21 protein-coding genes, 2 tRNA genes and 4 pseudogenes are annotated in these 25,991 nt (G+C 68.8%); 13 read left to right on the top strand and 14 right to left on the bottom strand.

Annotated features, from left to right (window positions below; all coding sequences use genetic code 11):
- Positions 1 to 1,613 (top strand): class I tRNA ligase family protein (locus BGN98_RS01090; protein WP_288118973.1); only part of this gene is annotated, 1,613 nt, incomplete at its 5' end.
- Position 1,614: 1 nt separating this feature from the next.
- Positions 1,615 to 1,863 carry a hypothetical protein gene (locus tag BGN98_RS01085; protein ID WP_036285474.1) on the top strand — a complete coding sequence of 83 codons (249 nt, stop codon included), beginning with the start codon at positions 1,615 to 1,617 and terminating at the stop codon, positions 1,861 to 1,863.
- A 142-nt stretch (positions 1,864 to 2,005) separates the two neighbouring features.
- On the opposite strand, the pseudogene BGN98_RS01080 reads toward BGN98_RS01085, so the two are convergent.
- The 3 genes and pseudogenes from BGN98_RS01080 to BGN98_RS01070 form a co-directional block, all read right to left on the bottom strand.
- Positions 2,006 to 2,143, bottom strand: a pseudogene (locus tag BGN98_RS01080) (dihydrofolate reductase family protein); the annotation flags it as partial.
- Positions 2,144 to 2,291: 148 nt separating this feature from the next.
- Positions 2,292 to 3,589: pseudogene (locus BGN98_RS01075) on the bottom strand (MFS transporter).
- Positions 3,586 to 4,206, bottom strand: a complete 621-nt coding sequence (locus BGN98_RS01070; protein ID WP_288118968.1) for a winged helix-turn-helix domain-containing protein — start codon at positions 4,204 to 4,206, stop codon at positions 3,586 to 3,588. The pseudogene BGN98_RS01075 and the gene BGN98_RS01070 overlap by 4 nt, the downstream one beginning before the upstream one ends.
- Before the next feature lie 71 nt (positions 4,207 to 4,277).
- On the opposite strand from BGN98_RS01070, the gene BGN98_RS01065 reads away from it, so the two are divergent.
- Positions 4,278 to 6,335, top strand: a complete 2,058-nt coding sequence (locus BGN98_RS01065; RefSeq protein ID WP_204947216.1) for a M3 family metallopeptidase — start codon at positions 4,278 to 4,280, stop codon at positions 6,333 to 6,335.
- Positions 6,336 to 6,384: 49 nt separating this feature from the next.
- Here the strand turns inward: BGN98_RS01065 and BGN98_RS01060 are convergent, their stop codons facing one another.
- From BGN98_RS01060 to BGN98_RS01035, 6 genes are all read right to left on the bottom strand, one after another.
- A complete protein-coding gene (locus tag BGN98_RS01060) occupies positions 6,385 to 6,948 on the bottom strand; it encodes a hypothetical protein (RefSeq protein WP_288118963.1) in 564 nt (187 codons plus the stop codon).
- A 4-nt stretch (positions 6,949 to 6,952) separates the two neighbouring features.
- Positions 6,953 to 8,221: an ATP-dependent Clp protease ATP-binding subunit ClpX gene (clpX, locus tag BGN98_RS01055; protein ID WP_061683225.1), complete on the bottom strand. Its 1,269-nt coding sequence runs from the start codon at positions 8,219 to 8,221 to the stop codon at positions 6,953 to 6,955.
- A 155-nt stretch (positions 8,222 to 8,376) separates the two neighbouring features.
- Positions 8,377 to 9,042, bottom strand: a complete 666-nt coding sequence (locus BGN98_RS01050; RefSeq protein ID WP_016465112.1) for an ATP-dependent Clp protease proteolytic subunit — start codon at positions 9,040 to 9,042, stop codon at positions 8,377 to 8,379.
- A gap of 11 nt (positions 9,043 to 9,053) precedes the next feature.
- Positions 9,054 to 9,638: an ATP-dependent Clp protease proteolytic subunit gene (locus tag BGN98_RS01045; RefSeq protein ID WP_016465111.1), complete on the bottom strand. Its 585-nt coding sequence runs from the start codon at positions 9,636 to 9,638 to the stop codon at positions 9,054 to 9,056.
- Positions 9,639 to 9,810: 172 nt separating this feature from the next.
- Positions 9,811 to 11,304: a trigger factor gene (tig, locus tag BGN98_RS01040; RefSeq protein WP_204947217.1), complete on the bottom strand. Its 1,494-nt coding sequence runs from the start codon at positions 11,302 to 11,304 to the stop codon at positions 9,811 to 9,813.
- A gap of 71 nt (positions 11,305 to 11,375) precedes the next feature.
- Positions 11,376 to 11,449, bottom strand: a tRNA-Pro gene (locus tag BGN98_RS01035).
- A gap of 106 nt (positions 11,450 to 11,555) precedes the next feature.
- On the opposite strand from BGN98_RS01035, the gene BGN98_RS01030 reads away from it, so the two are divergent.
- Positions 11,556 to 11,629 (top strand) — tRNA-Gly (locus BGN98_RS01030).
- Between the two features lie 712 nt (positions 11,630 to 12,341).
- Here the strand turns inward: BGN98_RS01030 and BGN98_RS01025 are convergent.
- Positions 12,342 to 12,881 carry a gamma carbonic anhydrase family protein gene (locus tag BGN98_RS01025; protein ID WP_204947218.1) on the bottom strand — a complete coding sequence of 180 codons (540 nt, stop codon included), beginning with the start codon at positions 12,879 to 12,881 and terminating at the stop codon, positions 12,342 to 12,344.
- Positions 12,882 to 13,013: 132 nt separating this feature from the next.
- Here BGN98_RS01025 and BGN98_RS01020 point away from each other — a divergent pair, with 132 nt between their 5' ends.
- Positions 13,014 to 13,499 (top strand): Dps family protein, encoded by a 486-nt coding sequence (locus BGN98_RS01020; protein ID WP_061683228.1) that lies wholly within the window; start codon positions 13,014 to 13,016, stop codon positions 13,497 to 13,499.
- Between the two features lie 60 nt (positions 13,500 to 13,559).
- Here the strand turns inward: BGN98_RS01020 and BGN98_RS01015 are convergent, their stop codons facing one another.
- From BGN98_RS01015 to BGN98_RS01000, 4 genes are read right to left on the bottom strand one after another with little or no spacing between them, the layout of a single operon-like run.
- A complete protein-coding gene (locus BGN98_RS01015; RefSeq protein WP_233449854.1) occupies positions 13,560 to 15,056 on the bottom strand; it encodes an amidohydrolase in 1,497 nt (498 codons plus the stop codon).
- Between the two features lie 5 nt (positions 15,057 to 15,061).
- Positions 15,062 to 15,769: an FMN-binding negative transcriptional regulator gene (locus BGN98_RS01010; RefSeq protein ID WP_204947220.1), complete on the bottom strand. Its 708-nt coding sequence runs from the start codon at positions 15,767 to 15,769 to the stop codon at positions 15,062 to 15,064.
- A 7-nt stretch (positions 15,770 to 15,776) separates the two neighbouring features.
- Positions 15,777 to 16,775, bottom strand: coding sequence for an Fpg/Nei family DNA glycosylase (locus BGN98_RS01005; protein WP_204947221.1), 999 nt, complete (start codon positions 16,773 to 16,775; stop codon positions 15,777 to 15,779).
- Positions 16,775 to 17,317, bottom strand: coding sequence for a ribose-5-phosphate isomerase (locus BGN98_RS01000; protein WP_204947222.1), 543 nt, complete (start codon positions 17,315 to 17,317; stop codon positions 16,775 to 16,777). The genes BGN98_RS01005 and BGN98_RS01000 overlap by 1 nt, the downstream gene beginning before the upstream one ends.
- Positions 17,318 to 17,385: 68 nt before the next feature.
- Here BGN98_RS01000 and BGN98_RS00995 point away from each other — a divergent pair, with 68 nt between their 5' ends.
- The 8 genes and pseudogenes from BGN98_RS00995 to BGN98_RS00960 form a co-directional block, all read left to right on the top strand.
- Entirely contained in the window at positions 17,386 to 17,754 is a 369-nt protein-coding gene (locus tag BGN98_RS00995; RefSeq protein WP_005050323.1) for an ArsR/SmtB family transcription factor, read from the top strand.
- Complete coding sequence (locus BGN98_RS00990) at positions 17,751 to 19,397, top strand: SulP family inorganic anion transporter (RefSeq protein ID WP_204947224.1); 1,647 nt, start codon at positions 17,751 to 17,753, stop codon at positions 19,395 to 19,397. The genes BGN98_RS00995 and BGN98_RS00990 overlap by 4 nt, the downstream gene beginning before the upstream one ends.
- A 74-nt stretch (positions 19,398 to 19,471) precedes the next feature.
- Positions 19,472 to 22,018 (top strand): aminopeptidase N, encoded by a 2,547-nt coding sequence (pepN, locus tag BGN98_RS00985; protein WP_288118939.1) that lies wholly within the window; start codon positions 19,472 to 19,474, stop codon positions 22,016 to 22,018.
- A gap of 110 nt (positions 22,019 to 22,128) precedes the next feature.
- Positions 22,129 to 23,040: an ABC transporter ATP-binding protein gene (locus BGN98_RS00980; protein WP_016465099.1), complete on the top strand. Its 912-nt coding sequence runs from the start codon at positions 22,129 to 22,131 to the stop codon at positions 23,038 to 23,040.
- Entirely contained in the window at positions 23,037 to 23,852 is an 816-nt protein-coding gene (locus BGN98_RS00975; protein WP_288118934.1) for an ABC transporter permease, read from the top strand. The genes BGN98_RS00980 and BGN98_RS00975 overlap by 4 nt, the downstream gene beginning before the upstream one ends.
- Positions 23,853 to 24,061: 209 nt before the next feature.
- Positions 24,062 to 24,514: pseudogene (locus BGN98_RS14725) on the top strand (histidine kinase); the annotation flags it as partial.
- Between the two features lie 71 nt (positions 24,515 to 24,585).
- A pseudogene (locus tag BGN98_RS00965) lies at positions 24,586 to 25,116 on the top strand (response regulator transcription factor).
- 10 nt (positions 25,117 to 25,126) lie between these two features.
- A partial coding sequence (locus BGN98_RS00960) for a mechanosensitive ion channel family protein (RefSeq protein WP_288118931.1) occupies positions 25,127 to 25,991 on the top strand: 865 nt, incomplete at its 3' end.

The following is a 25,991-nucleotide window of genomic DNA, read 5'->3' as shown; positions in this document are numbered from 1 at the left end:
GGACGATCCTCGGCCAGGACGGACGTATCCTTCCCGACGCCCCCGAGGCCGTGACCACGGATGCCGCAAAGGCCGCCTACGCCGAGCTGGCCGGGCTCACCGTCTTCAGCGCCAAGAAGAAGATGGTCGAGCTGCTGGAGGCCTCGGGCGAGCTGCTGCAGGTTTCGAAGCCGTTCAGCCACCCGGTGAAGTTCTACGAGAAGGGTGACCGTGCGCTGGAGATCGTCTCCACGCGCCAGTGGTACCTGCGCAACGGCGCCCGCGACGAGGCGTTCCGCGAGAAGCTCATCGCACTCGGTCAGGGCATGCAGTGGCATCCGGACTTCATGCGCGTGCGCTACGAGAACTGGACCAACGGCCTGACCGGTGACTGGCTCATCAGCCGCCAGCGCTTCTTCGGCGTGCCGATCCCCGTCTGGTATCCGCTCGACGAGAACGGCGAGCGGGTCGAGGGCGGTGTGATCACCGCCGAGGTCGCGAGCCTGCCGGTCGACCCGACGACCGACGTGCCGCCCGGCTTCACGGAGTCCCAGCGCGGCGTGCCCGGCGGCTTCGAGGGTGAGAAGGACATCTTCGACACGTGGGCGACCTCCTCGCTCACGCCGCAGCTGGCCGGCGGATGGCAGCGCGACGAAGAGCTCTGGAACGTCGTCGCGCCGTTCGACCTGCGTCCCCAGGGCCAGGACATCATCCGCACCTGGCTGTTCTCCACGATGGTCCGCTCGGCCCTGGAAGACGATCGCGCTCCGTGGTCGGATGCCGCCATCAGCGGCTTCATCGTCGACCCCGACCGCAAGAAGATGTCGAAGTCCAAGGGCAACGTGGTCACCCCCGCCGACATCCTCGACCAGCACGGCACCGACGCGGTGCGGTACTGGGCCGCATCGAGCCGGCTCGGCGCCGATGCCGCGTTCGACCCCCAGAACCCGACGCAGGTGAAGATCGGGCGACGCCTGGCGATCAAGGTACTCAATGCAGCCAAGTTCGTGCTGTCGTTCCCCGTGCCGGCGGGCGCCGAGGTGACCCACGCTCTGGATGCCGCGATGCTCGCGACTCTCGACCGTGTGGTGCGCGACGCCACGGCCGCCTTTGAGGCGTACGACCATGCCCGCGCCCTGGAGATCACCGAAGCGTTCTTCTGGACGTTCTGCGACGACTATCTCGAACTCGTCAAGGAGCGCGCCTACAACCAGACCGACGTCGGACAGGCCTCCGCGGCACTCGCGTTGCGCACGGCGCTGTCGACGTTGCTGCGTCTCCTCGCCCCCGTGCTCGCGTTCGCGACGGAGGAAGCCTGGTCATGGTTCGAGGACGGCTCGGTGCACACCGCGTCCTGGCCTGAGCCTGTCGAGGGCGGCGCACCCGGTGACCCGGGCGTGCTCGCGGCGGCCAGCGCTGCGCTCATCGGCATCCGCCGTGCCAAGACCGAGGCCAAGGCGTCTCAGAAGACGCCGGTGGCGCGCCTCGTGCTCGGCGGCGACGACGTGACCATCGCCGCCCTCCGTCTCGCAGAGGGCGACCTCAAGGCTGTCGGGCGCATCGCCGAGCTGGAGCTGGTCGGTGGCGGGGAAGGCCTGGTCGTGCAGGCCGTCGAGCTCGCTCCGGAGGCGTGAGATGCAGCTCGGGACACGATGGACCAGCGGCGACGAGCCGCCGGCGGCCGTTCCTGCCGTCCTGCGACCGCAGATCCACGCTGTCGATCGCGCGCTTCCCGGCGACGACCTCGGCCAGCCGCGCCCTCGCTGGACGCTGACCTTCTTGGAGGGGCGCCCGATCGCCGAGTTGGACACCGGCGTGATCGTGGAGGCCACGGCATCCGGTGAGGTGCTCGTGCGGCACGACGACGAGGATGAGTTCGGCTGAGAACGGGCGCTCCTAGGTGAAGGACGGCGTCGGGCGGCACGACGTCGTAGACGAGCCGGGCGACGGGCCCAGCCGCGTGAGCAGAGCGCAAGGAGAGGCGCTCTGCTTCGCTGCGCCGGGGCAGCGGCGGCGCCCCTGCGCCGGGCGTGACGGGCGCGACCGACACGGCGATCTCGTCGAGGGCACCCGCGTCGAAGAACTGACCCGCCAGGTCTCCGCCCCCCACGACCCAGATGTCGCGGTCTCCTGCCGACGCGCGGATCCGCGGCAGCGCCGCCATAGAGGTCTCGCCGGCGCTCGGGGCGCACCAGCAGATCCTCCGCCGCGAGTACCCACTCGTACGTCGTCGCCCCCTCCACCAGAGCGCCGGCGTTCGAGGGGGAGCAGGTCTGGATCGGGGTCGGTCCCGCCGGCCGCCTCGAGCGCCGTCAAGCGATCTCCGCTCCCGCCTGTCGCGTCCCCGCGATGAGCAGTCGCATGCCGAGGAGCGCGACGATCGCCGTCGCGGCGCCACCGATGAGGAAGGGCAGGCGCAGATCGATCCGCGCGACGAGGCCGCCGAGGATCGTGGCGATCGGGAACAGCCCCCAGGTGAGGGTGCGCGTGATGCCGAGCACGCGGCCGAACATATCGGGCGGGATGATCTGCTGACGCAGGCTGCCCCACGGCACGTTCCAGATCGACACCGCGCACGCGGCGGTTGCGAAGGCGAGGATGGCCGTCCAGACCGACGGTGCGATGCCGGTGAGCAGCATCGCGACACCTCCGCTGAGGATTGCTGCGAACATCACCGGGCCCCGCCCCCATCGAGCCACCAGACGCGGCGCGAGCAGCGATCCGCACAGGGCGCCTACCCCGAGACCGGCGGTGACGAACCCGATGGCAGCGGCCGGGACGGCCAGCGCGTCGACGAAGAAGAGGACGATGACCGCCTGCGCGAAAGCCAGCGCGCTTCCGGTGAACGAGGTGAACACGACCATCGTGCGCAGATAGCGGTGATGCCACAGGTAGGAGAGCGCCTCCCGCGCCCCCGAGCGCTGTGCAGCAGGACGAGCGGCGTCGTCGGGATCGGCCGGCGTGCGAAGCGGCCGAGCCGCCGGAAGGGGAAGCAGCAGAGCGAGGACGACCGGGACAAGGTACCCCGCCGAACCGATCCAGAGCGGCAGGGCGAGTGAGGCGGCGAACAGGATGCCGGAGATCGGGGTGGCGATGAAACTGTCGACGGTCACCTGAGCAGCCTGGATCCACCCGTTCGCGCGATCGAGCTGATCACGCTCGACCACGCCGGGGATGACCGCATTCGTGGCGTTGTCGAACAGCGTCTCGCCCAGACCGAACACCAGCGTGCCGACGAACAGCGCCAGAGGCTCAGGCTGCCGGAGGCACCGAGGATGGCGAGCCACAGCGCCACGCTTCCCCGGATCACGTTCGCCAACGCCATGACGTAGCGCCGATCCAGGCGGTCGACGATCAGCCCCGCGGGCAAGCCGAAAATCAACCACGGCACGAACGCCAGTGCCGACAGCACCGAGATCACCAGCGGGTCGGAGCTCAGCGTGATGGCGATCAGGGGCACCGCCGTGCGTCCGACACCGTCGGCGAGGTTGCTGAAGACCGCCGCCGACCACAGCGTGCGAAAACCCCGCCCGGGCGGGGCCCGGTGGACGGGTGGCAGCGGCGAGGATGCCGGTGCCCCGGCATCCTCGTGCGTGGCGGGCGTCGTCATGAGCTGAGTCCATCTTCGGGGAGCGGGAAAACATCGGTGCGGATGCTGATGGGCTGGAGGTCCGCGCCGGTCTGATCGCGGTAGAGGTCGCCGTAGCGCAGCACGAGCTCGTGCATCTCGGTGATGAGCGCCTCCGTCTGCGCCGGAGTGAGTCGCAACGTCGAGGTCGCGACCATCGCGTTGGCTTCGTCGAGGCCGCCGGGAGAGGCCAAGCTCTCGGTCACGTAGCGCATCAACTGCTGGTGACGCCGCGTGAGGAACTCGCTCATGACGAGCTGCGTGGACGCCTTGCCGGCGGGCGTCTTCATCGCCTCGGGGTTGGTGAAGGAGATGCCGCCGCGGGGCCGCTCCCACCAGCGCTCGCGTCCCGTGCCGCGGTCACTGAGCTCTCGGATGAGGTCGTGCTTCGCGAGTGCGCGTAGGTGGTAGCTGGTTGCCCCGGACGACTCCCCCGTCATCGCCGCCAAGGAACTGGCCGTCTGCGGGCCGTACTGGTTGAGGATGTCGAAGATCTCGATCCGCAGCGGGTGGGCGAGGGCGCGCAGCGCTCCGGCGTCGAGTCGGCGCTCTTCGGCGCGTCCCGTTACGGATCCGTCGGGTGCATCATCGGGGATCATAATGCAAAGCTACTCTTGCAAAGAATGCTTTGCAACCAGATCTTTGGAGATTTCCGGCCTACGCTGGAGGGATGATCGACGTCGACTCCAATCCTCTGCTGGCACCCTCTTCACTGCCCTACGGCCTCCCCGACTACTCGTCGATCGCCCCGGCGCACTATCTCCCCGCGTTCATGGAGGGGTTCGCGCGGCACCGCAGCGAGATCGATGCCATCGTCGCTGACGAGTCCGCCCCCACGTTCGAGAACACGATCGTCGCGTTGGAGCGCGCCGGAGAGCTCTTGGGCCAGGTGGCGCGCACCTTCTACACGGTCTCCTCAGCCGACGCGTCGCCCGAGATCCAGGAGATCGAAGAGACGCTCGCGCCGCTGATGGCCGCCCATCACGATGCCGTGCAATTGGACGGCGCGCTCTTCGCGAGAGTACGGGCCGTTTTCGACAGTCGCGACGAACATGCACTGAGCGCAGAGGAGCGCTATCTGGTCGAACGTCGATTCCGCGAGATGGCTCATGCCGGCGCGGGGCTCGACGATGCCGAGAAGCAGCAGCTCACGGATCTCAACCAGCGGCTGTCGGTGCTCACGACGACGTTCGAGAAGAATCTGCTCGCGGACACGAACGACCTCGCCGTCGTCTTCGACTCCGCGGACGAGCTCGACGGCCTGACGGACGGTGAGTTGTCTGCCGCCGCGCAGAATGCCGCGGACCGCGGACTCGAGGGGCGCTACGTCGTGACGCTCACGCTCTTCACCGGGCATCCGTACCTGTCGAGCCTCACGCGCCGCGAGAGCCGCCGACGTCTGCTCGCGGCCTCGCGATCGCGTGGCTCGCGCGGCAACGCGAACGACAATCGCGACGTGCTGCCTCAGATCGTGCGCCTGCGTGCGCAGCGGGCTGCGCTCCTCGGATACGAGAACCACGCCGCCTACGTGACCAGCGACGAGACGGCCGGCTCTCCCGGGGCCGTCCGTGCGCTGTTGCGGCAGCTCGCTGCACCGGCGGCGGCCAACGCGCGTGCGGAGCAGGCGGCGCTGCAGGCGATGGTGGACGCTGAGCCCGAGCCGTTCCCGCTCGAAGCGCACGACTGGGCGTTCTATACCGAGCGTGTGCGCGAAGCGGAGTATGCCGTGGATCGCACGGCACTGCGGCCCTGGTTCGAGGCGGAGCGGGTGCTCGTCGACGGGGTCTTCTTCGCCGCGACCTCGCTGTACGGCATCACGTTCACCGAACGTCCCGATCTTCCCGCCTACCACCCCGACGTGCGCGTCTTCGAAGTGCACAACGCCGACGGATCCGCGCTCGGCCTGTTCCTCTTCGACCTCTACACGCGCGACACCAAGCGCGGCGGGGCATGGATGAACTCCATCGTGACGCAGTCGCACCTGCGCGGTACGCGTTCGATCGTCGTGAACAACCTCAACGTGCCCAAGCCGGCCGCCGGCAAGCCGACGCTCCTGACGCTCGACGAGGTCACGACGATGTTCCACGAGTTCGGGCACGCGCTGCACGGTCTGTTCGCGACGGTGACCTTCCCGCACTTCGCCGGCACCGCGGTCTTCCGCGACTTCGTGGAGTTCCCGAGTCAGGTGAACGAGATGTGGATCCTCTGGCCGGAGGTGCTCTCCTCGTACGCTCGGCACATCGACACCGGCGAGCCGTTGCCCGCCGACGTCGTCGCCCGCCTGCACGCCTCCGAAGCCTTCAACCAGGGGTTCGCCACGAGTGAGTACCTGGCCGCGGCGTGGCTCGACCAGGCATGGCACGGCGTGAACGTCAAGGAGGCCGATGCGGTGACGGACGTCGCCGCGTTCGAGGCAGCGGCGCTGGCGGACATCGGTCTGCACAATCCGGTCGTGCCGACGCGGTACTCGTCCACCTACTTCGCTCACGTGTTCTCGGGCGGCTACAGCGCGGGCTACTACTCGTACATCTGGAGCGAAGTGCTCGACGCCGACACGGTCGAGTGGTTCGCGGAGAACGGGGGCTTGACCCGCGCCGGTGGCGATCGCTTCCGCGACCGCGTGCTCGGAGTGGGCGGCTCGAAGGACCCGTTGGAGGCGTACCGTGACTTCCGCGGGCGGGATGCCGACATCGCGCCTCTGCTGGTGCGGCGAGGACTCGGAAGCTGACGAGCGCGCGGGAGGCGGTGTGCGATGGCGCTACCTCCCGCTGCCTCGCTCAGGGTGTCGCCGAGGGAATCGGAAGGGGCGTCGCTGACGGCGAGGGGGCTGCGGACGCGGGGAGGGTCGGCGTCGAGGATGGAATCGAGGCGGGGCATTCGATCGGCCGATAGGACGAGCGACCCTGCCGCACGTGGAACCGGAAGCACTCCGTGGCGCTTCCTGCGGCGACACCGGGCTGGAAGAGTTCGCGGGGCGGTTGCGGTTGGACGCTCACGCGCAGGCGGACGTCGATGCGGGCCCCGTCGGGATCGGACGTCGACCCGCGCCACGAATACGCGTGGACGTCGGCTCCCCCGACCGTCCCGATGAACTCGGCGGCGGCGAGAGTCTGTGCATCCACACCCGGGCCCGGCTGGTTCACCCGCCGTTGCAGCTCGCGTGCCGCCATGTCGACGCGCGCATGCGCGATCGATTCTCCGTCGCGCGGGCCGAAGGCGTGCATGAAGGTGACGGCTCCGACACCGACGAAGATGAGGGTGGCCATCACGATCGCCACGGTGACGCGGAGCACGCGAACGGCCTTGGAGGGCTGCTCGCGTGACGTGTACGGCGCGGACACCGCGTCAGGCGCTCTTGCGCTTGTGCTCCAGCACGAGGGTCGGCGGAGCTCCTTCGGTGACGGACGCCCGCGTCACGATGACCTTCGCGACGTCCTCGGTAGAGGGGATCTCGAACATGATCGGACCGAGAACGTCCTCGAGAATCGCGCGAAGTCCACGGGCACCGGTCTTGCGGGCGACGGCGAGGTCGGCGATCGCGCGCAGGGCGTCGTCCTCGAACTCCAGCTCTGCGCCGTCGAGTTCGAACATGCGCTGATACTGCTTCACGAACGCATTCTTCGGTCCGGTGAGGATCTCGATGAGTGCCGCCTGGTCGAGCGGCGCGACGGACGTCACCACGGGCAGGCGGCCGATGAACTCGGGGATCAGGCCGAACTTGTGGAGGTCTTCGGGCTGGACCTCGCCGAAGAGGTTGAGGTCCTCGGACTTGCGATGCAGTGGTGCACCAAAACCGATGCCGTGCTTGCCGACACGCGCGGAGATGATGTCCTCGAGGCCCGCGAAGGCGCCCGCGACGATGAACAGCACGTTGGTGGTGTCGATCTGGATGAACTCCTGGTGCGGGTGCTTGCGGCCGCCCTGCGGCGGCACGGAGGCGACCGTTCCCTCCAGGATCTTCAGCAGCGCCTGCTGGACGCCCTCTCCGGACACGTCGCGCGTGATCGACGGGTTCTCGGCCTTACGGGCGATCTTGTCGACCTCGTCGATGTAGATGATGCCGGTCTCGGCGCGCTTGACATCGAAATCGGCGGCCTGCAAGAGCTTCAGGAGGATGTTCTCGACGTCTTCGCCGACGTAGCCGGCCTCGGTCAGTGCGGTCGCATCCGCAACGGCGAAGGGCACGTTCAGTCGCTTGGCGAGCGTCTGGGCGAGATAGGTCTTCCCGCACCCGGTGGGGCCGAGCAGCAGGATGTTGCTCTTCGCGATCTCCACCTCGTCGGCGCGCTGCTCGGCCGACTGCAGGGTCCCGTGGGCGCGGACCCGCTTGTAATGGTTGTACACGGCCACGGCGAGAGCCCTCTTCGCCGGCTCCTGACCGACGACGTACTCCTCCAGGAAGGAGAAGATCTCGCGAGGCTTCGGGAGGTCGAAGTCGCTGACGACACCGTCGGCGGACTCCGCCATGCGCTCTTCGATGATCTCGTTGCAGAGTTCGACGCACTCGTCGCAGATGTACACGCCGGGGCCGGCGATCAACTGCTGCACCTGCTTCTGGCTCTTGCCGCAGAAGGAGCATTTGAACAGGTCGGCGCTCTCACCGATGCGAGCCATGATGCTCCTCCTCCAGAGACCTCTCAGGGATGCGCTTCGAGCCTAACCGCTGCGACCGACATCTCGCCGGATTGCGACACGGTTGTGAAACTCTGCGCACCTGACGAGGCCCCGCGGTCGAAGTGACGGCGGGGCCTGTGTCGGGTGGTGTCCGGTCAGGAGGTGAGCGCAGCCGGAACGCGCTTGCGCGAGGTCAGCACCTGGTCGACGACGCCGTACTCGAGCGCTTCGGAGGCCGAAAGGATCTTGTCGCGGTCGATGTCCTTGTGTACCTGCTCCTGCGTGCGGTTGGTGTGGCGCGCCATCGTCTCCTCCAGCCACGTGCGCATGCGCATGATCTCGGCGGCCTGGATCTCGATGTCCGATGCCTGACCGTGTCCCGACTCGCCGACGGCGGGCTGATGCATCAGGATGCGGGCATTGGGCAACGCCAGACGCTTGCCCGGGGCTCCGGCGGCGAGCAGCACGGACGCGGCAGAGGCCGCCTGGCCGAGCACGACCGTCTGGATCTCCGGAGACACGAACTGCATCGTGTCGTAGATGGCCGTCATCGCGGTGAAGGAGCCGCCCGGCGAGTTGATGTACATGATGATGTCGCGGTCGGGATCCTGCGACTCGAGCACGAGCAGCTGCGCCATGACGTCGTCCGCAGATGCGTCGTCGACCTGGACGCCGAGGAAGATGATCCGATCCTCGAACAGCTTGTTGTACGGGTCCTGGCGCTTGTAGCCGTAGGCGGTGCGCTCTTCGAACTGCGGCAGGATGTAGCGGCTGGAGGGCATCTGGAAGCCCTGCGGGATGCCGGCGGTGGGCATGTTCATTCTCGGTTCCTTCAGTTCTTGGTGCCGCCGCCGCCGATGACATCGGTGGCCGACTCGCGGATGTGGTCGACGAAGCCGTACGCCAGGGCCTCCTCGGCGGAGAACCAGCGATCCCGGTCGCCGTCGGCGTTGATCTGCTCCACGGACTTGCCGGTCTGGGCGGCAGTGATCTCCGCCAGGCGCTTCTTCATGTCGAGGATGAGCTGCGCCTGCGTCTGGATGTCGCTCGCCGTGCCGCCGAAACCGCCGTGCGGCTGGTGCAGCAGCACGCGCGCGTTGGGCGTGATGTAGCGCTTGCCCTTCGTGCCCGCGGTCAGCAGCAGCTGGCCCATCGACGCGGCCATGCCGATACCGACCGTGACGATGTCGTTCGGCACGAACTGCATGGTGTCGTAGATCGCCATGCCGGCGGTGATCGAGCCGCCGGGCGAGTTGATGTAGAGGTAGATGTCCTTCTCGCTGTCCTCGGCCGCGAGGAGCAGGATCTTGGCGCAGATCTCGTTCGCGTTCTCGTCGCGCACCTCCGACCCCAGCCAGATGATGCGGTCTCTCAGCAGCCTGTCGAAGACGCTCGTAGCGACAAGTGGTTCAGCCATGGATACTCCTGATTCCGGGTTTCCGTACGCCATTGAATCTATCTGGGCAGGCACGCCGCCTCGCCCGTGTTCGCCGTCGGCGGAGCCTCGTGTCGCAGGTGTCACGAGCGGGAACGACGAAGGGCCGGTTGCCGCAGCATCCGACCCTTCGTGGGGACGCGTCCCCGTGGACTTACTCCGCGTCGGCCTTCTTCGCCGGCGCCTTCTTGGCAGCGGGCTTCTTGGCGGCGGGCTTCTTCGCGGCCGGCTCCTCGGCGGCATCCGTGTCGGCCTTCTTGGCGGCGGGCTTGCGCGCCGGTGCCTTCTTGGCCGGCTTCGCCTCTGCGGCGGCAGCCTCGTCGGCGATCTCCTCCGCCTCCGCGACGACCTCGGCCTCGGCGTCGGCCTCATCCTCGACGACGAAGCCGGTCAGATCGACCGCCTTGCCGTTGGTGTCGACGACCGACACCTTGCCGAGGGCGATCGCGAGCGCCTTGTTGCGGGCGACCTCGCCGACCATGGCGGGCAGCTGCCCACCCTGCTGAAGAGCGTCGACGAACTCCTGGGGAGCCATACCGTACTGCGCGGCCGACTGGATGAGGTACTGCGTCAGCTCCTCCTGCGAGACCTGCACGTCGTGCGCCTCGGCAAGCTTGTCGAGGATCATCTGCGTGCGGAACTGCTTCTCGCTGGCCTCGGTGACCTCGGCACGGTGCTCGTCGTCCTCCAGGCGGCCCTCGCCCTCGAGGTGCGTGTGCACCTCGTCCTCGACCAGCTGCGCCGGCACCGGGATCTCGACCTTGGCGAGCAGCGCCTCGATGAGCTTGTCGCGCGCCGCAGCGCCCTGGAGGTACACCGACTGCTCCGAGACGCGCTCGGCGAGGCTCTCGCGCAGCTCTGCGATGGTGTCGAACTCGCTGGCCATCTGCGCGAAGTCGTCGTCGGCCTCGGGCAGCTCGCGCTCCTTGACGGCGGTGACGGTCACCGAGACCTCCGCCTCCTGGCCGGCGTGGTCGCCGCCGACGAGGGAGCTGCGGAACGTCGTGTCCTCACCGGCGGTGAGCGACTCGACGGCCTCGTCGATGCCCTCGAGCAGCTCGCCCGAGCCGACCTCGTACGACACGCCCTCTGCGCGGTCGATCTCCGCGCCGTCGATCGTTGCGACGAGGTTCAGCTCGACGAAGTCGCCCTTGGCTGCGGGACGGTCGACGGTCACCAGCGTGCCGAAACGGCCGCGCAGGCGGTCGAGCTCCGCATCGACGGCGGCCGCGTCGGTCTCGACGGCGTCGATCTCGACGGTGACGTCGTCGAGGGCCGGCAGATCGAACTCGGGACGCACGTCCACCTCGACCTCGACCTTGAGGTCACCGGAGAAGTCCTTGTCGCTGGGCCATTCGATGACCTCGGCCGACGGACGGCCGACGATGCGCACCTCGTTGGCGGTGACGGCTTCGCGGTAGAAGGCATCCAGTCCCTCGCTGACCGCGTGCTCGATGACGGCACCGCGGCCGACGCGCTGGTCGATGATCGGGGCGGGAACCTTGCCCTTGCGGAAACCGGGGATCTGGATGTCCTGGGCGATGTGCTCGTACGCGTGCGAGATGCTCGGCTTGAGCTCGTCCGGGGTGACCGTGATGTGCAGCTTGACCCGCGTGGGGCTGAGCTTCTCGACGGTGCTGGTGACCATGCCTGTGTTCTCCTCGTGTCCGGACGCACACGTGCGCGTCCGTGGTTTCTTAGGTCTGGGGGTCGTTCGTGTCGGGGCGACAGGATTTGAACCTGCGGCCTCCCGCTCCCAAAGCGGGCGCTCTACCAAGCTGAGCTACGCCCCGGGCGCGCACTCACCTTTTCAGGTCGCGTGCGCCGAATAACGGCCGTTGGTCAGTCTAGCCGACAAGACCTTGTAGACTCTTCGGGATGCCGCTCGCAAGCGGCCTCGGGGATGTAGCTCAATGGTAGAGCCTCAGTCTTCCAAACTGATGGTGCGGGTTCGATTCCCGTCATCCCCTCCACATGACTGATCCGGAGCACTGGCCCTTCTCGACGCCAGCGGCCCGACCCGGTCAGCACCGCGGGATCCACGAACGATCGACGCCGCAGCGATGTCGGAGTAGTCGACCAGGATCGATGCGCGCTCGCGAGGCGAGCACGCCGTGAGGTAGAGACGTTGACCCTCGACATACCGTCGCTGACTGGTGTGCAGGGGATCCGGCGAGGAGCCGTCGCGGAGGGCGAGCCGCCGCACTGACTCCGTGGCCGGGACGTCGAGAAAGACAGTCGTATCCCAGACGTCGCGCAGCTCGTCACGGTGGAGGAAGATTCCGTCGGTGATCACCGTTGCGCCGGCGATCACCGGAAGCCGAGGAGCGGACACAAGCGCGTCGCTGTCGACGTCGTGGACCGCGGCTAGATAGGTGCCCGTCCCCGAGCGGAACGGCACGACGACCTCACGCCAAAAGGCAGCGTAGTCGTAGGAATCGAGCCAGAAGCCTTCGGGTGAGTCGCGACCACGCGCGTGTCGCGCTGCGCGTGGCCGATGGAACCCATCGATGGAGATCCTTACGACCGCTCTCGCCGGTCGCATGATCTCCGCGAGGTTGTCCGCGAGCGTGGTCTTGCCGGCGCCGTCCACACCGTCGATGGCGATGAAGGTGCACGCCGTGCCCGGGGCCGGAGCCGGCAGCAACCGCGCCAACTCCTCGACGAAACTCGAACGCGGCAACATCAGCGCCCGTCGGATGCCGTCGCGTGCGCGGTCGAGTGCGCCCGGTAAATCTGGGCGTTGCGGAGGATCCCCGCCTTCTCCTCGTTGGTGAGCTCGCGGCGGACTTTGGCGGGCACGCCGGCAACCAGCGACCCCTCCGGGATGACGGACCCTTCGAGCACGACGGCTCCCCCGGCGATCAGGCACCCCGAACCGATGACCGCACCCGACAGCACCACGCTGCCCATGCCGATCAGCGAGCCATCGCCGATCGTGCACCCGTGCACCACGGCGTTGTGACCCACCGACACATCCCGCCCGATGACCACGGGGTGCTCGGCATCCACGTGCACCGAGACGTTGTCCTGCAGGTTGCTTCCGGCTCCCAGCGTGATCGAAGCACTGTCGCCGCGGACGACGGCGTTGTACCAGACGCTTGCGCCCTCTTCGAGGGTGACGTCGCCGACCAGGCGTGCGCCGGAGGCGACGAACGCGGTCGCGTGTACGACCGGCCGACCGGCCGGGATGGACAGGATCGAGGCGTCTTCGGCGATCGTCATGTGGCCGACGATAGTCGCGGCGGCATATTCACGGCCCATCCGTAAGCCCAGCCTTTTCTACCTTGCGGAATGCAGGGCGCTCGGTAGCGTTGTCATCAACGTGGGAGAACCCCGACGAACGGAGACGAGATCATGACCAAGACGCAGAACATTTCCACGACCGCTGCCGGCCCCGAGGCGGCCGCCGGCACCGCCCAGTTCCTGACGCCCGTCGTGCTCGGACTGCAGGCCCTGGCCGTCAACGGCAAGCAGGCGCACTGGAACGTGCGCGGCGCGAACTTCATCGCGATCCACGAGCTCCTCGACCAGGTCGTCAGCAACGCTCAGGGCTTCGCCGACCTCGCAGCGGAGCGCATCGTCGCCCTCGGTCTGCCGGTCGACGCGCGTGTGTCCACGGTCGCCGAGAAGACCGGAGCGACCTCGGTGCCGGCTGGCTTCGCGCAGTGGCAGGACGAGATCGTCGCCATCGTCTCGGACATGGATGCCGTCATCTCCGACGTGCAGGCCGCGATCGACGGACTCGACGAGACCGACCTCACCAGCCAGGACGTCGCGATCGCCATCAAGGCCGGCCTCGAGAAGGACCGCTGGTTCCTCTCGGCCCACCTCGCCGCGTAATCACAGCTCGACACGAACGCCCCGGAACGAGATCCCGGGGCGTTCGTTGTTCGTCGGGGCTCATGACACGTGCGTGAGACGGCCCTCGATCGTGGTCGCCCGGGCGACAGTCGCGCGCAGGCTTGCCTCATCGGCGCTCAGCGGGTCGCGGTCGACCACGACGAGATCGGCCACGTCGCCGGGGAACAGGGCCGAGCCGGTGTGCGATCCGCCGTCGGTGGAGGCGGCGAGGGCGGTCGCGGCATCCACGCCCTCTTCGGGGCGCCAGGCCGGGCGCCCGTCGCGGGTCCGGAACACGGCGGCAGCCATCGCTGCCCACGGATCCAGCGGGGCGACAGGCGCATCGGATCCGAAGAAGAGGTTGGCGCCGGATGCCGCCAGCGAACGCAGCGCGTACGGGATGCCGGTCTGCGTCGCCCAGATCGTGTCGGTCATGTCGCGGTCATCGATCGCGTGCTCCGGCTGCACGCTGGCACCGACGCCGAGGCGCGCGAAGCGGGGGATGTCGACGTGGGCGACCAGCTGTGCGTGCTCGATGGTGCCGGTCGCACCGGTGGTCGCGAAGGCGTCGAGCGCGTGCGAATTCGCGACGTCGCCGATGGCGTGCACGGCGCACGCCAGCCCTCCCCCTGTGGCGCGGGTCATCAGCTCCGCGAGCGTTTCCGGGGGCACGGTGAGCAGCCCGTGGTTGTGGGGGTCGCCGGGATAGGGGTGCGAGCATGCTGCCGTGCGGGTGCCGAGCGAGCCGTCGGTGATGATCTTCAGCGGCCCGACGCGGACGAGCCCCGCCCGATCCAGCGCGTCGCCCGACGCCAGCCTCTCCGCCAGGGCGCGGTCGAGCTGCGCCGGATAGATGCCGAAGCGGACGCGGGCGGCGTCGAACCCGGCATCCAGGCGGCGGCGCCACGCATCCGCATTCCACGCCATGTCGAGATCGACGATGCCCACGATCCCGCGCGCAGCGGCGTCGTCGAGTGCCGCCGTCACCAGCCGGTCGCCGACGCGAGGATCGGCGGCGTTCAGTCGACGGGAGATCTCGAACGCGGGTTCTTCCCGCAGCACACCGGTCTCATCGGCCGTGAAGCCCTCGCGTCGCAACGCCGCGGTGTTGAGCCACACGCTGTGCACGTCGGCGTTGATCAGGTACGTGGGCACATCGCCGGTCGCCGCGTCGAGAGCCGCGACGGTCATCTCGTCGGGCCACAGCGCATCGCGAAAGCCGGTGCCGATACGTCGACCGTCGCCGAGCGGCGCCGCACCGGCCATCTGAGCGGCGGCCTCTGCGGCCGATCTGACTCCGCCCAGCGCCACGCGCTGCGCGACGAGCGCCCACTGGACGGTGTGCACGTGGTGGTCCCAGAGCCCCGGGATCACCCAGCCGCCATCCGCGTCGAGCACCTCGCCGCGTCGGGGAAGGGCGCGCACCGGGGCGATGTCGACGATCCGCCCCTGGGCGAGGTGGATGTCGACCGGGTCGTCACCGAACGGGTCGAGCCGGTCGGCACCGGTGAGGCGGGCGTTGGCGATGACGTCGACGGTCGCGCCTCGCGGCGGCATCCCGTTCACAACTCCTCCTCAGGACGCGTCGACGGCGCAGGTGAGGCCTCTCCCGGCCCGTTCAGGCGGACTTGTGCACCACGCGCGGCCCGGAGCGTCTCGTGCGCGCGGCGCATCTCCCCCGCCAGCCGTGGATCGGCGTAGGGACTGCCGGCTTCCAACTGTTCGACGATCTCGTCAACGGTCTCGTCTGGTCGGTTCTGACTCAGCTTGCGCTTGGCCACCACCTTCGTGGGCGTCAGGCGGAAGCCGACCGTGCCCCGTTCCAGTCGGCGGATGAAGTCTTCGTCGTTGGGCGGCTGCCACATCGGCCGCGGCTGGGGCAGTGCGCTCTCGAAGCGTGCCACCAGCCGCTCCAACACACGGAGATTCTCGTCCGGGGTGAGGATCTCGGGGATGCCGGACAGGTGCACGGCAACGTAGTTCCAGGTCGGGACGTTCGGCCCCGGCAGGTACCACTGCGGCGAGATGTACCCGTGCGGCCCCTGGGCGATCACCAGCAGCTCGTGCTGTCCCAGACCGTGGATCGCATCGTCCGGCTTGCCGACGTGACCGACGACCGTGAGGTCGTCGTGGTCGTCCAGGAGCACGGCGTAATGCGAGGCGACCAGACCGTCAGGGCCGTGGCTCACGAGCGTCATCCAGGGGTTCTCGTCGAGGATGCGACACAGCTCCGCGACGTCGGTCACGGTGAAGCTCGGGTTCTGTCTCATCGATGCCTCACTTCTGGCAGTTCGGGCACCAGTAGAGCTTTCGGGCGGCCATCTCCTCGAGCACGATCTCGGTGCCGCAGACGCGACAGGGCAGCCCGGCGCGGTGGTACACCCAGTGCCGATCATCGCGACTCGCCATCGCGCGCCGGTAGGCCTCGGGATCGAGGTCGTCCATGGTCATCATCTGACCCGTCTCGACTCCGATCACGAGCAGGCGCGTCCAATCGCGCCAGAGCTGTCGGACGAGCTCTTCGGGAACCATCTTTCCGGGCGTGTGCGGGTCGAGCAGGGCGCGGTACAGCAGCTCGGCGCGGTAGACGTTGCCGATGCCGCTGACGACGGACTGGTCCATGAGCAGAAGGCCGATCGGCGTCGCCTTGCGGCGGACGGCCGCGACGAAGCGCTCCTCCCCCTCGGCGAGATCATCGACCAGAGGGTCGGGTCCGAGTTTCGCGATCGTCGCCTGCACGTCGTCCGGCGTCTGCAGCTCGCAGGCGGTGGGGCCGCGCAGATCCGCAGACGTGACGGCGGTGAGCAGTCGCAGCCGCACCTGGCCGACGACCGGTGGCGGCCACTCGGTGTCGTCGGCGCCTTCCAGGCCGCGCGTCTGCTCACTCATCCGCACATGCACGCGGGTCTTGCGCGGCGCGCCGATCGAGCTCAGGGAGTTCTCGCCCGCGGCGTCGTAGACGGCGTCCAGATCGGTCCCGCGCTGATTGGTCTGGCCCATGCGCCCGTTGGCCGAGGCGATCGTGGGATCGATCTCGATTTCGCCCGCGAAGTCCCACGCGCCGTACATGCCGAGGTGCACCCGGAGCCAGACGTCTCCGTCGAAGGCGAGGAACATCTGCTTGCCGACAGCGCGCACCTCGATCGCTTCGCGGCCGTCGATGACCGCGGCGCCCTCGGCGAAGCGGCCCTGCGGACTGGATGCCGAGATCTCTCGTCCGACGAAGTTCCGATCGAACTGGCGCGCGATGCGGTGTACGGAGTGACCTTCGGGCATCAGCCGGCTTCGGGATCCATCGCGTCGACGGACTCGCCACCGGCCGGCGCCGGCGTCCCCGCCCGCGGGTCGGGAACCAGAGTGCCGTCCGTCTCGAATGCGGCGAGCTGGGCGATGCGGCGCGCGTGGCGCTCCTCGCCCGAGAACGGTGTCGCGATGAAGCGGTCGATGAAGGCGATCGCCTCATCGACGGTGTGCTGACGGGCGCCGATGGAGATCACGTTGGCATCGTTGTGCTCCCGAGCCAGTTCGGCCGTGGCGATGCTCCACACGAGCGCCGCCCGGACACCGTGCACCTTGTTGGCGGCGATCTGCTCGCCGTTACCCGATCCGCCGAACACGACGCCCAGCGTCTCGATCCCTGCGGCTTGGTCGCGCACGACGGCCTGGGCGGCACGGATGCAGAACGCGGGATAGTCGTCCAGCGGGTCGTACTCGATCGGCCCATGGTCCACGACGTCGTGGCCCTGTCCCGCGAGGTGGTGCTGCAGCTGCGTGGAGAACTCGAGACCCGCATGATCGGTGGCGATGTGGATGCGCATGCCCCCATCCTAGGGAGCCCCCGGGGCGCCTGCGGCGGCGCGCGAAGAGACGATATGATGGCTTTATCATGCCATTCACTCAGAGCCAGCGCCCCCTCTACGAGGTCAAGGCGAACCTGTTCAAGGGGCTGGCGCATCCCCTCCGCATCCGTCTTCTCGAACTGCTCGCAGGGGCTGAGGAGGTCCGCGTCGCGGACCTCCAGTCCGAAACGGGCCTGGAGGCTTCGCATCTGTCCCAGCACCTCGCCGTGCTGCGCCGTCACCGACTCGTCGAGTCCGAGCGTCGCGCCAGCCACGTCTACTACCGGTTGGCCGACCCCGGCGTCGCGGACCTGCTGACCGCGGCTCGTGAGCTGCTTCTCGGCATCCTGAGCGCGGATGGCGAGCTTCTCGTCGATGCGCAGTCCCTGCCCGCACTGCCTGCGGCGCGCTCGTGAACGTCCGGATCCGCAACCTGCTGCCCTCGCGTCGGGACTACGCGGGGCTGCGGCGCACGTGGCGCGGTGACCTCGTCGCCGGCGTGACCGTCGGCATCGTCGCGCTCCCGCTGGCGCTGGGTTTCGGTGTGAGCTCGGGTCTCAGCGCGGAGGCGGGCCTGGTGACGGCCGTCGTGGCCGGCGTGATCGCCGCGGTCTTCGGCGGCTCGCACGTGCAGGTGTCCGGGCCCACCGGGGCGATGGTCGTCGTCCTGGTTCCGATCGTGGCCGGCCACGGCCCGGGCGCCGTCGTGGTGGTGACGCTCCTGGCGGGCGTCCTGGTGGTCCTTGCCGGCGTGCTCCGGCTGGGGCGCGCCGTCTCCTTCATCCCGTGGCCCGTCATCGAGGGGTTCACGCTCGGCATCGCGGTGATCATCTTCGCCCAGCAGATCCCCGCGCTCGTGTCGTCCCACGTCGCCGGTGCGAGCGAGCACAGCTCCAACGCGATCGTCGCGGCCGTGCAGGCCTTCGCCACTCTCGACCCTGCGTATGCCGCGTGGGCGCTGGGAGCAGTGGCCGTCGTCACGGCATGTATGTGGGGTGCGCCCCGGCTGCACCGCAGTGTGCCCGGGTCTCTGGTCGGCATCGTCGTCGTCGCCGTCGCGGCCCTCGTCGTCGGCGCCCCGTTGGCCCGGATCGGTGCCCTCCCCGGCACACTGCCCGCTCCCGCGCCGCCGGCGCTCGACCTCTCCAGCCTCGCGGCCCTGACGGCCCCGGCTGCGACGGTCGCAGCGCTGGCCGCCATCGAGTCGCTCCTGTCGGCGCGCGTCGCCGCGAGCTTGGGTGACACGGGGACCTATGACCCGGATCGGGAGCTGATCGGGCAGGGGCTCGCATCGATCGGTTCGTCCCTGTTCGGCGGGATGCCGGCGACCGGCGCGATCGCACGGACCGCCGTCAACGTGCGATCGGGTGGGCGCAGTCGCCTGGCCGCGGTGACGCATGCCGTCGTTCTGCTGCTGGTCGTGCTCGTGGCCGCCGGCCCCGTCGGGCAGATCCCGCTGGCAGCCCTCGCGGGCGTGCTCATGGTCACGGCCGTCCGGATGGTGCATCTCGACACCGTCCGCGCCATCCTGCGTTCCACGCGGGCGGATGCCGTGGCCTTCGTCGCCACGGCGGTCATCACCGTCTCGTTCGATCTGATCGTCGCGGTCGTGATCGGCGTCGCCTTCGCGGGCTTCTTCGCGCTGCGCGGCATGTCGCAGGCGTCGCAGGTGCGGCGCGAAGACGTGCGCGGACAGACGCAACCGGGCGACGACCGTATCGCGATCCTGCGCTTCGACGGGCCACTGTCGTTCACGTCCGCCGATCGGGTGTCGGCCGAAGTCGACGCGGTTCGCGGCGTCTCGGTCGTCATCATGCGGATGAGTCAGCTGGAACTGGTCGATGCGACGGGGGCGCACATGCTCGGCGAGATCACGCAGACGCTGGAGCGCCGCGGCATCACCGTGCTCATCAAGGGCGTGCAGCCCCGACACGAGGATCTGTTCCGCACGGTGGGCGTGCTCGCCGCTCTGCGCCACCACAACCACCTGTTCACCGACCTCCCCTCCGCCATCGCACACGCCCGCAGCCACGTGCAGCGTGAAACGACGACCGCGTAGGCTGGATGGGTTGCCGTCGGCGCCAGCAGTGCCGGATGGTTCAGACCCCACCCCTCACCCACGGGAGTACCGCAGTGCCTGGAGAGAACCTCACCCGCATCGAGGCGCAGGAGCGCCGCGCCATCGTCGAGACGCAGTCGTACGACATCGCGCTCGACCTCACTCGTGGCCCGGAGGTGTTCGGCTCACGCACGGTCGTGCGTTTCGGCGCCACCGAAGGTGCGTCGACGTTCATCGACCTGATCGCCCGCGACGTCCGCGAGATCACGCTCAACGGCACCCCCGTGGACGCATCCGCCTTCGGCGACTCTCGCATCGTGCTGGAGGGTCTGCGCGCCCAGAACGAGCTGATCGTCGACGCCGACTGCGTGTACACCAACACCGGCGAGGGCCTGCACCGCTTCGTCGACCCGGTCGACGGCGAGGTCTACCTCTACTCGCAGTTCGAGGTTCCCGACTCCCGTCGCGTGTTCGCCGTGTTCGAGCAGCCCGATCTGAAGGCGACGTTCCGCTTCACCGTGACGGCGCCCGCCGCATGGAAGGTGATCTCCAACTCCCCCACGCCCGAGCCGGTGGCCGGCGATGGCGGCGCCGCGATCTGGGCGTTCGAGCCCACCCCGCGGATCTCGTCCTACATCACCGCCATCGTCGCCGGCCCGTACGAAGCGACCTTCAGCGAGCTGACCAGCGCCTCGGGCGCCGTCATCCCGCTCGGTGTCTACGGCCGAAAGAGCCTCTGGCAGCACCTGGATGCCGAGTACATCTTCGACAAGACGCGTGAGGGGTTCGCGTACTACGAGGAGAAGTTCGGCGTCCCCTATCCCTTCGCCAAGTATGACCAGCTCTTCGTCCCCGAGTTCAACGCCGGCGCGATGGAGAACGCCGGGGCCGTGACGTTCACCGAGACGTACGTCTTCCGCAGCAAGGTGACCGACGCCGTCAAGGAGCGCCGCGTCGTCACGATCCTGCACGAGCTGGCGCACATGTGGTTCGGCGACCTGGTGACCATGAAGTGGTGGAACGACCTCTGGCTCAACGAGTCCTTCGCCGAGTGGGCGTCGACGATCGCCACCGCGGAGGCGACCGAGTGGACCGAGGCGTGGACGACCTTCAACGCGATGGAGAAGACCTGGGCGTACCGCCAGGACCAGCTGCCCTCCACGCACCCGGTCGTCGCCACGATCAACGACCTCGAAGACGTGCAGGTCAACTTCGACGGCATCACCTACGCCAAGGGTGGTTCCGTGCTGAAGCAGCTGGCGGCGTGGGTGGGCATCGACGCCTTCTTCGCCGGCGTCGGTCAGTACTTCCAGAAGCACGCGTTCGGCAACACCGAGCTGTCCGACCTGCTGGTCGAGCTCGAGGCCACGAGCGGCCGCGACCTGTCGGGCTGGTCGCAGAAGTGGCTCGAGACCGCAGGCGTCAACACGCTGGCACCCGAGCTGCGCGTGGGCGATGACGGCGTCATCTCACGGTTCGCCATCGTGCAGACCGCGCCCGCCGATTACCCGACGATCCGTCCGCATCGCCTCGGCGTCGGCTTCTACGCGCTCGAGGGTGGGGCGCTGGTGCGCACACGCCACATCGAGCTCGACGTCGATGGCGACCTCACGGAGGTGCCCGAACTCGTCGGTGAGCGTCAGCCCGACCTCATCCTCCTGAACGACGAGGACCTCGCCTACGCGAAGATCCGTCTCGACCCGCGCTCGCTGACCACCGCGATCGACCACCTCGCCGGTATCAGCGATCCGCTGGCGCGCTCACTCGTGTGGGGCGCGGCCTGGGATCAGACACGGGATGCCGAGGCGTCGGCATCCGATTACATCGATCTGGTCCTGCGCAACATCGGCGCCGAAACCGAGTCCACGACGGTGCGCACCACCCTCGCGCAGCTGCAGCTCGCGGCGAACGCGTACGTCGCCCCCGACAAGCGCGAGGCTGCGCGGGTGCGCGTCGCCGACGGCCTGTGGGCGCTGGCTCAGGGCGCCGAGGCGGGCAGCGACAGCCAGCTCCAGTTCGTCACGGCCTTCGCCTCCGCAGCGGCGACCGCCGCACAGTGGGAGACGGTGCGCGCTCTGCGCGACGGTGAGCTGACGCTGCCTGAACTCGAGATCGACGCCGACCTCTCGTGGGCGCTGCTGGTGTCGTTGGCAGCCGGCGGCGTCGTCTCGTCCGAGCAGATCGATGCGGCGCTGGCCGCGGACAACACGGCGAAGGGCGGAGAGTTCGCGGCGCAGGCGAAAGCGGCCCTGCCCACGGTCGAGGCCAAGCGTGCGGCCTGGGCGTCACTCGTCGACAGCGCCGACCTGCCGAACACCGTCGTGCGCTCCGCCGCTCTCGGATTCGTGCACCCCGCCGGCATCGCGGCTCTGGAATCGTTCGTCCAGCCGTACTTCGACATGCTGCTGCCGGTGTGGGAGTCGCGGACCTACCAGATCGCGAACTACCTCATCACGGGGCTGTATCCCGCGCCGCTCGCCTCCCTGGCGTTGCGCGACGCGACCCGTCAGTGGCTCGCCTCGCACACCGAGGCCCCGGCGGCCCTCCGCCGACTCGTGAACGAGAACCTCGCGGGCGTCGAGCGCGCCCTCGCTGTGCAGGAGCGCGACGCCGACAGCTGATCGCGTCCCGCCACGCTCAGCCGCGCATCCTTCGTCCGGACGAGGGTGCGCGGCTGATCTCATCCTCTCGCAGGATGTGGTGCCGACCGCTGTCGCCGTAGCGTCGAAGCATGATTGTTGCTGAGAACCTCACGAAGAGATACGGAAGCACCACCGCCGTCGACGACGTCTCGTTCACGGTGCGACCCGGGCAGGTGACCGGCTTTCTCGGCCCCAATGGCGCCGGAAAGTCGACGACCATGCGCATGATCGTCGGGCTCGACGCCCCGTCGGCGGGCCGCGTGAGCGTCGGTGGGCACCGGTACACGCAGAGTCGTTCACCGCTCACGGAGGTCGGCGTGCTGCTCGATGCGAAAGCCGTGCACACGGGGCGTTCGGCGCGTGGGCACCTGCGTGCCATGGCGGCGACCCACGGCATCGCGAACACGCGCGTCGACGAGGTCATCGCCCTCACCGGTCTCGAGGCTGTCGCGGGCAAGCGCGCAGGGAAGTTCTCCCTCGGCATGGGACAGCGACTCGGCATCGCGGCGGCGCTTCTCGGCGACCCGCAGACGCTGATTCTCGACGAGCCGGTCAACGGCCTCGACCCCGAAGGCGTGCGGTGGGTGCGTCAGCTCGTGCGTCATCTGGCGGGAGAAGGCCGCACCGTGCTGCTGTCGAGCCACCTGATGAGTGAGATGTCGCAGACCGCCGACCACGTGATCGTCCTCGGTCGCGGACGCGTGATCGCCGACGCGCCCCTTCCCGAGCTGGTGCGGGCATGGACGCGCAACGAGGTGCTCGTCCGTACCCCGCGCGCATCCGATCTCGCCGCAGCGCTCGGCTCGCCGGACGTCACGGTGACCGATGCCGGCGACGGAGGACTGCTCGTCGCAGGCGTCAGCGCTCGCGCGATCGGCGACCTCGCCGCTGAGCGCGGCATCCCCCTGCACGAGCTCACGCCACGAACCGGTTCGCTCGAAGAGGCCTACATGGCGCTCACCGAAGGCGCCGTCCAGTACAAGACGAAGGAGATCGCATGAGCACCGCGACCGCCCCCACGGCATCGACCGCCTCGCCGACGCATGCCCCCCGCTCGCCGTACCACCTCACCTTCCCCCGCGTCGTTCGCAGCGAGTGGCTCAAGCTCCTGTCGCTGCGCTCGACCTGGTGGTCACTCGCGATCACCGTCGCTCTGTCCGTCGGCATCTCGCTGTTGATGGCTTCCGCGCTGCGCGGCTTCGACGCGGGGTTCGCACCGGTGATGGTCATCGTCATGCCGATGCAGTTCACGATGCTCGTCGCCGGCATCCTGGGAGCGATCGCCATCACCGGCGAGTACTCCACGGGCATGATCCGCTCCACCCTGACCGCGGAGCCGCGCCGTGGCGCGGTGCTCGTCGCCAAGGCTCTCGTCGTGGCCGTGGTGCTGGCCGTGACGACGGCGATCACGTACGCGATCGCCGCCCTGGCGACGGCCCCGATCCTCAAGACGGCGATCGACTGGTCCGACCCCAAGACGTCGTGGTTCCCGCTGCTGGCGGGCGTTTTCGCCATGGCGATGTTCGCCCTGATCGGTCTCGGCTTCGGCTTCATCGTGCGCAACGGTGCCGGCGCGATCGCGGCGACCGTGGGCGTGCTGTTCGTCCTGCCGATCGTCCTCAGCATGTTCTCCTTCGCCGGCGAGGGCTGGAAGTGGATCGTGGATGCCAGCGCCTATCTGCCGGTGTCGGGGGCGCAGTCCGCGACCACCGCCGGTGGCGAGGACGTGCTGCGAGGCGTGGCGACCCTCGCGGCATGGCCTGCCGCGCTGCTTCTCGGAGCCTGGGCGAGCCTGCGCGGTCGGGACGCCTGAGCTGGAGGAGATGACGGCTTCCGCGTCCACCCGGCGTGATCCGCCGCTTCTGGGCGCGCCATCCTCGCCTGACCGACGTCATCGTCGCTCTTCTCACCGCCCTGGTGACGTTTCCCGCCCCAGGACGGGACGATTTCGCCGGCGACGCGCGGCTGTGGACGGGGGTGCGTCCCATCGTCGTCGTCGTGCTCACCCTCGCGTGCGTGGCGATGCTCTGGCGTCGCCGTCTCCCACTGGTGCCGTTTTCGCTCGCGGCGGTGGGCGCCGTTCTCGCCGTGTCATCCGGTGCGGGTGTGGGGGCGGCGACGACGGCCGTCGCCGTCTACGCCGTCGCCGTGTACGCGGGGCCCTCGGCCGCGTGGATCGCGTCGGGAATCGTCGTCGGTGGGGCGGCGATGGCCGCGGGCACCGCCGTCCTGCTCGGGGCGTTGCCGTGGTCGACGGCGGTCAACGGGTGCGCCGCTCTTGCGGTGGGCCTCCTGCTCGGGTGCCTCGTGGGCGTGAACATCGGCAACCGCGCCCGTTACGTCGAGGCGCTGATGGAGACTTCCGGTCAGCTGTGGGCCGAACGCTCGCAGCACGCGGAGCACGCCGCCGCTGCCGAGCGTGCGCGCATCGCTCGCGAGATGCACGATGTCGTGGCGCACTCGCTCACGGTGATGGTCGCGTTGGCCGAGGGCGCCACGGCCACGGAGGATGCGGCGCGCGCCCGTGCGGCGACGGGCCCGACCCGATTCGTGTCGTCATCGCCGACGACCAGCAGCTCATCCGGCTGGGTTTCGGCCTGGTACTGGACGCCGAGGCGGACATCGCCGGGGTGGGCGAGGCGGTCGACGGCGCCGATGCCGTCGCGATGTGCACAGCGCTCTGACCGCACGTCGTGCTGATGGATGTTCGCATGCCGCGACTCGATGGTGTGGCGGCGACGGCGCGTGTCGTCGCCGAGGCGCCGGAGACGCGGGTGCTGGTGCTCACGACGTTTGACCTCGACGAGTACGCTTTCGGCGCTCTGGATGCCGGGGCCAGCGGCGAGCTCACGCCTCGGGAGAAGGACGTGTTCTTCGCGCTGGCGCGCGGGCTGACGAACGCCGAGATCGCGCGCGAGCTGTTTCTCAGCGAGACGACCGTGAAGACCCACGTCGGTCGCGTGCTTGCCGAGCTGGGTGCGCGAGATCGCATTCAGGCCGTCATCATCGCCCATTGGGGTGGGTGGGCCGATGACTCCCCCGCGGGTTCCCAGAACGGACAGAGCCGGCCTCGTTAGGATCGAGGAGATGCGGTACTTCTCTGACTCCGGCGGCGGAGCGACGGCCCCCGTGATCGACCCCGGGGTGTGGACGGCGATCCTCACCTGGCTGGGCGAGGCCGGGGTGAACCTCCTCACGATCGCGGGCATCATCGTCGGTGCCTTCATCGCCTCGTGGGTGCTGCGCCTGGTCATCCGGAGGATCGTCGACCGGATCGTCTCCGGCGCCAAGAGCAAGGCGAACGTCGATGACACGCAGGCGTTGGAGCGCTCACCGCTGGCCGCCATGCGGCTCGTGCAGCGCACCCGCACGCTCGGGTCGATCCTGCAGAACATCGTCAACGTCGCGATCGTCACCATCGCCATCCTGCTGACCTTCAACGTGCTCGCTCCCAGCGCGCTCGGCTCCTTCGCGCTGCTGTCGGCGGCGATCGGCGCCGGCCTCGGCTTCGGTGCGCAGAACATCGTCAAGGATGTGCTCAACGGCATCTTCATCGTCGCCGAGGATCAGGTCGGCATCGGCGACGTCGTCGATCTGGGTCTGGCCACCGGCATCGTGGAGTACGTCAGCGTCCGCATCACGCACGTCCGGGACGTCAACGGGACACTCTGGTACGTACGCAACGGCGAGATCACCCGCATCGGCAACATGTCCCAGGGATGGTCTCGTGTGATCATCGACCTCGCTCTGCCGGTCGACGTCGAGATCGATCAGGTCGAGAAGACCATGCTCGCCACGGCGAAGAACCTCGCGAAGGATCCGAAGTGGCGCACCCGCGTGATCGAGCAGCCCGAGGTGTGGGGCCTGGAGTCGATCACGGGGGACGCGCTCGTCATCCGTCTCGTCATGAAGACGCGTGCCAACGCGAAGGACGATGTCGCCCGGGAACTGA

Origin of the sequence: Microbacterium sp. 69-7 (assembly GCF_001897985.1) — a bacterium.
GTDB classification, from domain to species: Bacteria; Actinomycetota; Actinomycetes; order Actinomycetales; family Microbacteriaceae; genus Microbacterium; species Microbacterium laevaniformans.
The sequence above is the reverse complement of the archived record's forward strand: the minus strand, read 5'-3'. Positions and strand labels throughout refer to the sequence as shown.